The following is an 11,962-nucleotide window of genomic DNA, read 5'->3' as shown; positions in this document are numbered from 1 at the left end:
CCAAGGTCGGGGTCGCGAGTTCGAGTCTCGTTTCCCGCTCCAAACATTTGTAAGTGACATTCCGTTGCGGGAATAGCTCAGTTGGTAGAGCACGACCTTGCCAAGGTCGGGGTCGCGAGTTCGAGTCTCGTTTCCCGCTCCAATCTCTCTTCGACGTTTTCATAATCTCTTTGAATTGCCCTTCACATCGCGCTGCGATGCTTTGCCGTATCTGGCGTCTACTCAGCGTGTCTCTGCCGCCTTCTGCAAACAGGGGGGGGTTACTCTGTGGGCTGATCGAGGCAAGCGGTTGTGACAGGTGGTGGAAGGCGAAAATTGCGGGCAAAAAAGAGGAGGGGCCTTGGCTCCTCCTGCATGATTCACTGGCGCGGGCTTAGACCAGAGTAACGTTCTCAGCCTGAGGGCCTTTTTTGCCCTGGGTCACAGTGAACTGGACTTTTTGACCTTCAGCCAGGGTTTTGAAACCGGTGCTCTGGATGGAGGAGAAGTGAACGAATACGTCCGGACCCTGGGATTGTTCAATAAAGCCAAAACCCTTGGTTTCGTTGAACCATTTTACCTGGCCGGTGCGAATGTCAGACATGTGCTAAATCCTATCAATAACAAAATGAAACTAAGCCCGTGCTGGGCTGCATTTGCCTTGCAAGCAGGGGTTGGCTCATGACTGACCACGTCTCTTTGTCCCAGTAGCACGTAGAACAATCCCTGTCTAAAGCACAAACGATTGTACGTTAGCGCCGATCCTTGTCAATTTGACCCCTTTCGTTTTTTGAACAAGCTAAAAATATTGTGAAGTCAGTAGCTTATTTGAAGATATTTGACTGAAAAAAACGGGAGGCCAGCGCCTCCCGTTTTTGTTATTCCTTGAGGGCGAACCCTTCGCCCTGCCGGTCGTAGCGGTAAACCGCCTGACCGTATGAGCGGATCTCCACCCGCTGGATGCGGCGGGTGTCGTCCACCAGGATGAAGATAGAGCGGCCCGATTGCAGGCGGGTCAGCGGCCGATCCGGCCCCTCGATGGCGATCAGGCGGCTCAGCTCGGCACCCGGCAACTCGAATTTGCGCCAGATGGAGTAGAGGGTCTCACCCGCCTGCACATCGTGTTGCAGCCAGGTGCCGTTGACCTTCTCTTCGACCGGCTTGGCAGCCGCGGGGGCACTGCCTGCTGCGCCACTGCCGACAGTTAGAGCTTGAGCAGGTACGGCCAGCGGCACTTCCAGCGAGCCGGAAGGGGCGGCTTTGGGGGCGGATGGTGCCGGCTCCCAGGCCAGCACCAGCAGCCAGAGCGGGATCAGGATCAGCAGACCTATGGTGTTTTTGCGGGGCAGCGGGCTGGACAGCTTGAATTTGCCTGCTTTGGCATCCTGGCGGCGTTGGCCGAGGTTGCTCATCCCTTGGCCAAAACGTTGGCGCAGGGACAGGGTCGCGGCATTGATGCGATGGAGCAGGGATCCTTGTGATTCGTCTTGGCGACGCTGCTGGGCTCGTCTGTTATGGCCTCGTGGGCGACGGTCCGGGGTGGGCACGGCATTTACCTCTCACTACATTGCCTGCCATCAGGCAAATTCGCCGCCTATGGTAAACGGACTCGCCCCCGAGGGGGAGAGTCCTGAGGCGGAAAATTATCAGCTGAGACGAAATTGACCCAATAATTGCTGCAATTTGTCGGCCGCCTGACGCAATGCCTGACTGGCTTTGGCCGTTTCGGTCGCATCCTGAGCAATGTCGTTGGCCAGTGCGTTGGTTTTTGACAGGTTGCCGGAGACGGTTTCTGAGACAGAGCTCTGCTCTTCGGCGGCGGAGGCGATCTGATAGGTCATGTCGTTGATGGTGGAGATGGCCTGGTAGATGCTGCCGAGCGCCTCTTCCGCCAGATCCGCCTCGCCCACCGCCTGATGGGTCAGCTGCTGGCTCTGGGTGATGGCGTTGACTGCATTGGTGGAGCTCAGGCGGATCTTCTCGATCAACTCCTGGGTGTTCTGCACCGCCTGCTGGGTATTACCCGCCAGTTTGCGCACCTCGTCGGCCACCACCGCAAAGCCGCGGCCCTGTTCGCCAGCTCGGGCTGCCTCGATGGCGGCGTTGAGAGCCAGCAGGTTGGTCTGATCGGCAATCCCCTGAATGACGGTGAGGATACTGGTGATCTGGGCGCTGTCGTGAGCCAGCCCTTCCACCACTTCTGCCCCTTTCCCGGCTTCTGCCGCGACCTTGTGCATAGACTGGATCACCTGCTGGAAGCGCTCCTTGCCCTGATCGGCGGCGCTTTGCGCCTGTTTGGCCGAGTCGGCGGTGTTGTTGGCGTGGGTGGCGACCTCCTGACTGACGTAGGACATCTCCTGCACCGCGGTCAGCATCTGCTCCATCTCTGCCTGATGATGCTGCAGGTTGGTGTCGGTCTGACCGGCGATGCGGTCGGTATCGCCGGCGTAACGGTTCACCTCGCTGGCAGTCTTGAGCACATCCCCGAGCAGCCCCTGCAGCTTGTCGATAAAGCGGTTGATGCCCTTGGCCAGATCCCCCAGCTCGTCTACCGAGCGGGTGTTGAGGCGTTTGGTGAGATCCCCTTCGCCATCGGCGATGTCATCCACCAGACTCACCATCTGACGGATGGGGCCGGTGATGCTGCGGGCGATCACCAGCATGGTCACCAGCGCCAGTACCAGCACGATAAAGGCGCCGACCAGCTGCTGGGTCACTGCGGCCCGGTTCATCCCATTGAGTTGGCTCTCCAGCTGATCGGCCCCCGCCAGTACCACCTTGTAGGGCAGGGTGACGATGATGGCCCAGTTGCGGCTCATTCCCGGCACCATGATGGGGACGGAAATGCGGAATGACTCGTCCAGCTCCTGACGCTGAACTTCCGGTTTCAGGTACTGCTGCCACTGGTTGCCCAGCACCTTACTTGCGCTGCTACCGAGCAGGCTGGCATCGCCGCTGGTGCCGGTGATGACACCGGCGGCGCTGACGATCAGGGTTTCCCCCTTGCCGTCATAGATGTTGCTGTTGAGGGACTGTGCCTGACGGCTGATGGAGTCCACCGCCAGATCGAGCGCGGCGATCCCCTTGAACTGACCATCCACCATGATGGGGGTGGTGATGGTGCTCACCAGCACCTGCTGGCCGTTGATATCCACCTTGAAGGGATCGATGAGGCAGGAGCGTCCTTCCCGTTTCGGGCAGGCGTAGTAGTCGTTGGCCGGGTTGCCGAATTCGTCCGGGTCGGTTTTTTCGATGGAGAGCAGCAGATCGGTACCGATTTGATCCTTGTCGCGATAGAAATAGGGCACGAAGCGTCCCTTGTCGTCACTGCCCAGCGCACTCTGGCCAGCAAAGCTGGCATCCTGACCGTCGAAACCGTTTGGCTCGAAGCCGGCGAAGGCGCCATAAAGTTGGGGTTCAAGGGCGAGCTGCGCCTTGAGCAGGTCAGTGGCCTGCTGGCGATCCAGCGGCAGTTTGCCCTGTTGCTGCAGGGCGAGGGCGCTGGCCATCTGCTGGGTGTAGGAGAGCCCTTTTTGCAGCAGCTGGGTGATGGTAGCCGCCTCGGCGCGGGCATTGGCGCTGACCTTCTGCCATGCCTCCTGCTGCAGCGCTTCACGGCTGGAGCTGATGGTGAGTTGTTGGGTCTGTTGGCCGGAGTATTGGTTGAGCAGGATCAGGATGACCAGGGCTACGGTCATGGCGATCCCGGCCATCACTAGAATGCGATTCTGGATAGAACGGAACTGCATCGTCTCTTCCTTGTTCGTGAGAGTGTGGTGAGCGTTATTTGGGTATCGACCGGAGGAGGCAGCTCTCCAGCATTGTGCATAGCAAATCGGAAACGGGGCTTCTGTTTTGCGATCCTCTTCAAATATCGGGCTACAGATGCAAATGGCGACAGATTTAATCCCCTACTTTAGCCCGCAATGGCGTCATGGTTTTCCCATCCGTGATTGTCGGTGCTAAAATGCGACGGTTTTTTTAACGAATTGGCCCAAGGCCCTCTACACAAGGCTTAAAGATGAAAGTCAAAACCCGTTTTGCTCCCAGCCCGACCGGCTTTTTGCATGTCGGCGGTGCCCGTACCGCACTCTATTCCTGGTTGTTTGCAAAGAACCAGGGCGGTGAGTTCGTGCTGCGTATTGAGGATACCGACCTGGAACGTTCCACTCAGGAGGCGATCGACGCCATCATTGAGGGCATGGAATGGCTGGAGCTGAACTGGGATGAGGGCCCCTACTACCAGACCAAGCGCTTCGATCGCTACAACGGTCTGATCGACGAGATGCTGGCCGATGGCCGCGCCTACAAGTGCTACTGCTCCAAAGAGCGTCTGGAAGCGCTGCGTGAAGGCCAGATGGCCAACGGCGAGAAGCCCCGTTATGACGGAAAGTGCCGCGACCACGCCCACGATCACCCGGCCGATGCGCCGCACGTGATCCGCTTCCGCAACCCGACCGAAGGTTCCGTGGTGTTCGATGACCACGTCCGTGGCCGCATCGAGTTCGCCAACACCGAGCTAGACGATCTGATTATCCGCCGTACCGACGGTGCCCCGACCTACAACTTCTGTGTTGTAGTCGATGACTGGGATATGGAGATCACCCACGTGGTGCGTGGCGAAGACCACATCAACAACACCCCGCGCCAGATCAACATCTACAAGGCGCTGAACGCGCCGGTACCGGAGTTTGCCCACGTCTCCATGATCCTGGGTGACGACGGCGCCAAGCTCTCCAAGCGCCACGGTGCAGTCTCCGTGATGCAGTACCGCGATGACGGCTACCTGCCGGAAGCGCTGCTGAACTATCTGGTGCGTCTGGGCTGGTCCCACGGTGATCAGGAGATCTTCACCCTAGACGAGATGATCAAGCTGTTCAGTCTGGATGCCATCTCCAAGTCAGCCTCCGCGTTCAATACCGACAAGCTGCTGTGGCTGAACAACCACTACATGCGCAGCCTGGATCCGGCTTATGTGGCCAAACATCTGGCATGGCACATGGAAAACCAGAATATCGACACCAGCAATGGCCCGGCGCTGGCCGACGTGGTCACCCTGCTGGCCGAGCGCTGCAACACCCTGGTAGAGATGGCTGCCCAGAGCCGCTACCTGTTCGAAGATTTTGAGGCGATCGACGAAGCGGCTGCCAAGAAGCACCTGCGTGGCGTCGCTGCCGAGCCGCTGGCTCTGGCCAAGACCAAGCTGGCTGCACTGGATAGCTGGACCACCGAAGCGCTGCACGAGCTGATTGAAGCGACCGCTGCCGAGCTGGGTCAGGGCATGGGCAAGGTTGGTATGCCGCTGCGTGTGGCCGTCACCGGTCTGGGCCAATCCCCTGCCATCGACGCCGTAATGGCGTTGGTAGGTAAAGAGCGTGTTCTCGCTCGTATCGACCGCGCACTGGCTTACATCGAAGCCCGCATGGCTGCCGAGTAAGCTCTGCCGATGTGGCAGGCGATGGGATAACCCTGTTCTGCCACATGCTGAATAGCAAAAATCCGAAGCCACAGGTTTCGGATTTTTTTATGGCCAGAGCGGTGGCGGGGCATAATGGCGGTCATGCCCGACCAAGGAAAGCTGTCAGACGAGTTTGAAGGACTGGATCTGGCTGTCGAGCTCCTTGCTGTGCTGCTCGACCAGTTCGGAGGCCTCTTGCAGTTCGCGCAGCACCACGACGGAGCCTTCGGCGATCTGCTTGACCTGCTCCAGATTGCCGCGCATCTCTTCGGCGACCGAGCTCTGCTGCTCGGAGGCGGCGGCGATGTGGCGGTTCATGTCGGCGACACCCTGTACCCGCTGCACTATGGTGGCGAGCTGGGTACCGGCCTGGGTCACCTGTTCCACCCCCTTGTCGGCCTGCTGTACGCTTTGGGCCATCAGCTCGCCAGCCTGATGGGCATTGCCCTGCAGCTGTTCGATCATCTTCTGGATCTCGACGGTGGCGGCCTGAGCCCGGTTGGCCAGCTCGCGCACTTCGGAGGCCACCACGGCAAAGCCGCGACCCGCTTCACCGGCGCGGGCCGCTTCGATGGCGGCGTTCAGTGCCAACAGGTTGGTCTGCTCCGAGATGCCGCGAATGGTGTCGACCACAGAGCCAATGCGCTCGACCCCCTGCTCCACCTCGTTGACCACGGTGGCGGAGCGCTGGATGTTGCCGGAGAGGGTGTCGATGGTGCTGACGGTGTCGGCGACGCAGCGGCTCCCCTCTTCCGCCAGCTGGCTGGTTTCGGCGGTGGCGTGAGAGGCCTGATCCGCATGGGCGGCCACTTCGCGAATGGCGCCGACCATCTGGCTCATGGCGCTGGCCAGCTGTTCGATCTGGGTGAACTCTTCGTTGATCGCTTCGTTGGCCTCTTCCATGCAAAGGGTCACCTGGGAGGCGATGTCGTTGAGCTCCTTGCAGGCGGCACGCTGGTTGCCAAACACCTCTTTGAGGTTCTCTTGCGAGTGGGAGACCGCCTTGGCGATGTCACCGAATTCGTCACGAGACTTGAGCAGTACCTTGTGGCTGAGGTCCCGCTTGGCGAAGCGTTCCAGCAGGCCCACCAGATAGTGCACCTGCTTGACCATCAGGCGGGAGCCGGTGAGCAGCAGGATCACGAACAGCAGCCCCATGATGGCGGTCTCCATCAGACCGGTCCAGAGCAGGCGATTGGAGATCGCATCCGCCTTGGCGGGATCGAGCCCTTCGCTGAGCAGGGTCGCTTCCAGATTGTTGGCGTCAAACCAGAGTTTTGTCAGTAGCAGGAGGGTACTGAACACCATCAGCAGCACCACTTTGGGTACCAACCGGATGTTGCTCATTCTTTTCTCCAGCAGGTTCAGCTGCATTGTCATTCTCCTTTTAAAAGCCGTTTTTTCCTTTGCCCTCAGGACTATCGGCATTATCTTCTCTTTTATTAATTTGCACTGTGCTTAAAGTTGGAAAATGTATGCGACATCACTTAACTCATCTGCGGGCGATGGATCTGCTGATGGCATTTCTGTCGATTATCTCGGTTGTGCTGGTGACGGCCCGCTGGTGGGGCCATGAGAGCCTGACACCACAGACCCTGCAGCTCTTCTATGACCTCGACAGTCTGATTTGCTACTTCTTCCTCGCGCACTTTGCTTATGGCTGGATCCGGGCCTCTGATCGCAAGGCCTATTTCAAGGCCAACTGGATCTATCTGCCGGGTAGCCTGCCGATGGCGGAGCAACTGCGCTGGGCGCGGTTGATCCAGCTGTGGCGGGTCTATCAGCTGTTCAAGGAGCACCCGGATCTCTGGGCCATGTTCCGTCGCGAGCGCAACGAGACCACTCTCTCCGGCATCCTGTTCCTCTTCTTCCTGCTGCTGGGGGTGGGCTCCGGCGTCATGTACTGGATTGAGTCAGGCCAGCCCGGCAGCCAGATTGAGACACCTTACGACGCGTTCTGGTGGACGCTGGTGACCCTCTCGACAGTGGGTTATGGCGATCTGGTGCCCAAGACCGAGGAGGGGCGGTTTGTCGCCAGCCTGCTGATCCTGTTCGGAGTCGGTCTGTTCGGTGCCATCAGCGGTTTCATGGCCAGCCTGTTTTTGCAGCCCAACAAGGGGGATGGCGAGACCGACAAGTGGCGTCATCACTACAACAATCAGCAAGAGGAGCTGCTGCGGGAGATCCGTGCCCTGCGCAGCGAGGTGCAGGAGCTGAAAAACAAGTGAGACCGCAGACGGGCAAGTTGCGAGGTGACTCGCAACTCTGCGCTCTTTATCCGGGGGGAGGTGCTTTTTCTTTGCTTGTCCTTTAACCTGCTGGCGGCTTAACATTCAACCTCTTGTCCAAACCTGAAAAAGAGAACCGATCGACCATGCGCGCCCTTCTCGGGATTTTGATCTGCTTGTGTGCCCAACAGGCACTGGCCGATACCCGTTATGTTTCAGACAACATCTTTACCTATATCCACAATGGCCCGGGTACCCAGTACCGGATCCTTGGCAGCGTCAAGGCTGGTGAACCGCTGGAGGTAAAGGCGGTGAACAGCGAGGCCGGTTTCACCCAGGTGGTGGACGGTCGTGGCCGCGAGGGGTGGATCAAGAACAGCGAACTGCAGAGCCAGATCAGCCTGCGCGAGCGTCTGCCCCAGGTGGAAAAAGAGCGCGATGAGCTTAAAGATCGCCTGCAGAACCTCAACGGTGACAACGAGAAACGCTTCACCGAGAAGGATGGCCAGATCGCTGCCCAGAGCAAGGAGATCGCCGCCCTCAAGGCCCAGCTGGTCAGTCAGGGTGAGGAGATGAGCAATCTCAAAGAGCAGAATGATGCCCTGACCCAGAGCTACGACAACCAGGAGCACGACATGCAGATGGACTGGTTTATCCGTGGTGGAGCCATGGTCGGTGCCGGTATCCTGCTTGGCATCCTGTTGCCGATGCTGCCCCGTCGTCGCAGCCGCGGCGATCGCTGGATGAACTGATAGCATCTGGCTGAATGAATTGCTGAGAAGGGTCGCCGTGGCGGCCCTTCTTTTTTTGGGCGCATTGGGCGGAATGCGTGACTGCTTTGCGATAGAGCGCGGCAGATCGTATACAAAATGAAGTCAGATGACCCTCACGCTTGCTGGCGTATTGGCTTCAAAAGGGAATTCATGGGGGGAATGAGCGATCTTTGTTAAAGAGTGGCAACAAATTCATTTCATATAGGGTGCAACATTGTATACATTATCGGCGTTTCGGCGGCGCGTCCGCCTTTGTCGATATCAGCCCTAGGGCGTACAGGAAGACCCCATATGTTCAAAGCTACTCAAGTGCTTGCCGCTGACTATATCCCCTCCGATCTGGCCGCCCTGCGCGAAGCCATCACCCAGAACTATGTGGTGGATGAAAATGCCTATCTGGCCGAACTGTCGGCCATGCTGCCGGGGGATGGCGCCTCGCTGGAGCAGGTGACCCAGCGTGCCCGTACTCTGGTGACCAAGGTGCGCAAGGAGAGCGGCTCCGGTGACGGTATCGACGCCTTCCTGCAGGAGTACAGTCTGGATACCCAGGAGGGGATCATTCTGATGTGTCTGGCCGAGGCGCTGCTGCGCATTCCCGATGCCGAGACCGCCGACGCCCTGATCAAGGACAAGCTCTCCGGCGCCAACTGGTCCTCCCATTTCCGCAAGAGCGACTCCACTCTGGTCAACGCCTCCACCTGGGGGCTGATGCTGACCGGCAAGATCATCAAGCTCGACAAAAAGCTCGACGGCAACCCGGCCAACCTGCTGGGGCGCATGGTCAACAAGCTGGGGGAGCCGGTGGTGCGATCCGCCATGTATGCCGCCATGAAGATCATGGGCAAGCAGTTCGTGCTGGGGCGCGACATGAAGGAGGCGCTCAAGGCGAGCCGTAAATCCCGCGAGCTGGGTTACACCCACACCTACGACATGCTGGGTGAGTCGGCGCTGACCATGCAGGATGCAGACAAGTATCTGACCGATTATCGCAACGCCATCGAGGCGGTGGGCAACGAGCGGATCAGCGACGGTGGCCCGGCCCCCTCCATTTCCATCAAACTCTCGGCGCTCCATCCGCGCTATGACGTGGCGAACCGCGAACGGGTGCTTGGCGAGATGTGTGAGCGGCTGGTGGGGCTGGTGCGTCTGGCCCGCGACAAGGATGTGGCCATCAGCATCGACGCCGAGGAGATGGACAGACTCGAGCTGTCGCTGGATCTGTTCGAGCAGCTCTATCGCTCCGACGCCAACCGTGGTTGGGGCAAACTCGGCATGGTGGTGCAGGCCTACTCCAAGCGCGCCCTGCCGGTACTCTGCTGGCTCACCGCACTGGCTCGCGAGCAGGGTGATCTCATTCCGGTGCGACTGGTAAAAGGCGCCTACTGGGACAGCGAACTGAAATATGCCCAGCAGGCGGGCCTGCCCGGCTACCCGTTGTTTACCCGCAAGGCGGGCACCGATATCTCCTACCTCGCCTGCGCCCGCTACCTGCTGAGCGAGCCGACTCGCGGCTTTATCGCTCCCCAGTTTGCCACCCACAATGCCAATACCGTGGTCAGCATTCTGGAGATGGCGGGTGATCGCCAGTTTGAATTCCAGCGTCTGCACGGCATGGGGGAGGAGCTGCACAATGCCGTGCTGAACGACAATCCCGGCCTGCACTGCCGCATCTATGCGCCGGTCGGCGCGCACAAGGATCTGCTGCCCTATCTGGTACGCCGCCTGCTGGAGAACGGGGCCAACACCTCCTTCGTTCACAAGCTGGTGGACCCCAACACCCCGGTCGATTCGCTGGCCGAGCATCCGCTGCGCACCCTCAAGCGCTACTCCGGCTTTGCCAACGACCGCATTCCGCAGCCCGTGAACCTCTTCACCGACCGCAAGAATTCCAGCGGCGTCAACATGAATATCCTCTCCATCCAGCGCCCCTTCTTCGCCCGCTTGAAAGAGCTGGAGAGCAAGCAGTGGCTGGCGGGCCCCATCGTCGATGGCGAGACCCTCAAGCGCAGCGAAGCCCGCACTGTGCTGAGCCCGCAGGATGTGAGCCTGTCTGTCGGCAAGATCCACTGGGCCGACGAGCAGGCGGTGGAGCAGGCCTTGGCATCTGCCCACGCCGCCTTCCCGCGCTGGCGCGAAACCCCGGTGAGCGAGCGGGCCGCCGCGCTGGAGAAGCTGGCGGACCTGTTGGAAGCGAACCGCGAGCAGTTTGTCTCCCTCTGTACCCGCGAGGCGGGCAAGCTGCTGCAAGATGGCATCGACGAAGTGCGTGAAGCGGTGGATTTCTGCCGCTACTACGCGGTGCAGGCCCGCAGCCTGATGGGGCAGGCGACCCTGCTGCCCGGCTACACCGGCGAGCAGAACGAGCTGTTCCTGCAGGGGCGCGGGGTGTTTGTCTGCATCAGCCCGTGGAACTTCCCGCTGGCGATTTTCCTCGGCCAGGTCGCTGCTGCGCTGGCCACCGGCAACACCGTCATTGCCAAACCGGCGGAGCAGACCGGCCTTATCGCCCATCTGGCGGTGACTCTGGCCCATCAGGCCGGTATTCCGGGCGACGTGCTACAACTGCTGCCCGGTGACGGTACGACTGTTGGCGCCAAGCTGACAGCGGATCCGCGCATCGGCGGCGTCTGCTTCACCGGCTCCACCGAGACCGCCAAGCTCATCAACATGACCCTGGCCCAGCGCGATGGCGCCATCTTGCCGCTCATCGCCGAAACCGGCGGTCAGAACGCCATGATCGTCGACTCCACCGCGCTGCCGGAGCAGGTGGTGCGCGACGTGGTAAGCGCCGCCTTCCAGAGCGCCGGTCAGCGCTGCTCGGCCCTGCGGGTGCTCTACCTGCAGGAGGAGATCGCAGAGCGGGTGCTGGAGATCCTCACCGGCGCCATGCAGGAGCTGAAAGTGGGCAACCCGGCCGAGCACAACACCGACGTCGGCCCGGTGATCGATGCCGATGCCAAGGCGGGGCTGGATGCCCATTTGGCCCGGATGATCCCGCGAGCTCGCCTGATAGCCCAGGCGCCGATGCCCGCCGCGACCATGGAGGGACACTTCGTTCAGCCGACCGCGCTGGAGATCGGCTCCATCCGCGAGCTGGCCAAGGAGCAGTTCGGCCCCATCCTGCACGTGGTGCGCTACGCCACCCGGGATCTGGACAAGGTGATCAGCGACATCAACGGCACCGGCTACGGCCTGACGCTGGGGATCCACAGCCGCAACGAATCCCACGCCGAGGAGCTGGCGAGCCGCATCAACGTCGGCAACGTCTACATCAACCGCAACCAGATCGGCGCCATGGTCGGGGTGCAGCCGTTCGGCGGGCAGGGGCTCTCCGGCACCGGCCCCAAGGCGGGTGGCCCTCACTATCTCGGGCGGTTTGTTACCGAGAAGACCCGAACCATCAACACCACTGCTGTGGGCGGCAACGCCTCCTTGCTGGCGATGGGCGATGCCTGATCCGCGTCGATATCGATAGAGGCCGGATACGGGATGCCGGATAACAACGGGCCGCCTTCGGGCGGCCT

At 60.4% G+C, this 11,962-nt stretch carries 8 protein-coding genes and 1 tRNA gene; 5 read left to right on the top strand and 4 right to left on the bottom strand.

Translation table 11 applies throughout. The annotated features are described in order from the left end of the window. The first annotated feature begins 66 nt into the window (after window positions 1–66). Window positions 67–142: transfer RNA gene (locus L972_RS04570), tRNA-Gly, on the top strand. A 231-nt stretch (window positions 143–373) separates the two neighbouring features. On the opposite strand, the gene L972_RS04565 is transcribed toward L972_RS04570, so the two are convergent. The 3 genes from L972_RS04565 to L972_RS04555 all read right to left on the bottom strand — a co-directional run bounded on the left by L972_RS04565 (window position 374) and on the right by L972_RS04555 (window position 3,728). Continuing rightward, window positions 374–583, bottom strand: coding sequence for a cold-shock protein (locus L972_RS04565; protein ID WP_005338972.1), 210 nt, complete (start codon window positions 581–583; stop codon window positions 374–376). A 274-nt stretch (window positions 584–857) separates the two neighbouring features. Continuing rightward, window positions 858–1,526: a LysM-like peptidoglycan-binding domain-containing protein gene (locus L972_RS04560; RefSeq protein ID WP_047436096.1), complete on the bottom strand. Its 669-nt coding sequence runs from the start codon at window positions 1,524–1,526 to the stop codon at window positions 858–860. Between the two features lie 99 nt (window positions 1,527–1,625). Beyond that, window positions 1,626–3,728, bottom strand: coding sequence for a methyl-accepting chemotaxis protein (locus tag L972_RS04555; RefSeq protein WP_047436093.1), 2,103 nt, complete (start codon window positions 3,726–3,728; stop codon window positions 1,626–1,628). Window positions 3,729–4,000: 272 nt separating this feature from the next. Between L972_RS04555 and gltX the strand changes: the two genes are divergently transcribed. Further along, entirely contained in the window at window positions 4,001–5,416 is a 1,416-nt protein-coding gene (gene gltX, locus L972_RS04550; protein WP_047436090.1) for a glutamate--tRNA ligase, read from the top strand. A 144-nt stretch (window positions 5,417–5,560) separates the two neighbouring features. Here gltX and L972_RS04545 read toward each other — a convergent pair whose 3' ends face one another. Next, complete coding sequence (locus tag L972_RS04545) at window positions 5,561–6,811, bottom strand: methyl-accepting chemotaxis protein (RefSeq protein ID WP_005335445.1); 1,251 nt, start codon at window positions 6,809–6,811, stop codon at window positions 5,561–5,563. Between the two features lie 101 nt (window positions 6,812–6,912). On the opposite strand from L972_RS04545, the gene L972_RS04540 reads away from it, so the two are divergent. The 3 genes from L972_RS04540 to putA all read left to right on the top strand — a co-directional run bounded on the left by L972_RS04540 (window position 6,913) and on the right by putA (window position 11,894). Further along, window positions 6,913–7,665: a potassium channel family protein gene (locus tag L972_RS04540; protein WP_005354446.1), complete on the top strand. Its 753-nt coding sequence runs from the start codon at window positions 6,913–6,915 to the stop codon at window positions 7,663–7,665. A 146-nt stretch (window positions 7,666–7,811) separates the two neighbouring features. Continuing rightward, the gene (locus L972_RS04535) at window positions 7,812–8,417 is read left to right on the top strand and encodes a TIGR04211 family SH3 domain-containing protein (RefSeq protein ID WP_005335443.1); all 606 of its coding nucleotides are present in this window, start codon (window positions 7,812–7,814) and stop codon (window positions 8,415–8,417) included. 312 nt (window positions 8,418–8,729) lie between these two features. Next, a complete protein-coding gene (gene putA, locus L972_RS04530; RefSeq protein ID WP_047436087.1) occupies window positions 8,730–11,894 on the top strand; it encodes a bifunctional proline dehydrogenase/L-glutamate gamma-semialdehyde dehydrogenase PutA in 3,165 nt (1,054 codons plus the stop codon). Window positions 11,895–11,962: the final 68 nt, after the last annotated feature.

The sequence above is a fragment of the Aeromonas sp. ZOR0001 genome, from assembly GCF_000801015.1.
Classification (GTDB): domain Bacteria; phylum Pseudomonadota; class Gammaproteobacteria; order Enterobacterales; family Aeromonadaceae; genus Aeromonas; species Aeromonas veronii.
The sequence above is the reverse complement of the archived record's forward strand: the minus strand, read 5'-3'. Positions and strand labels throughout refer to the sequence as shown.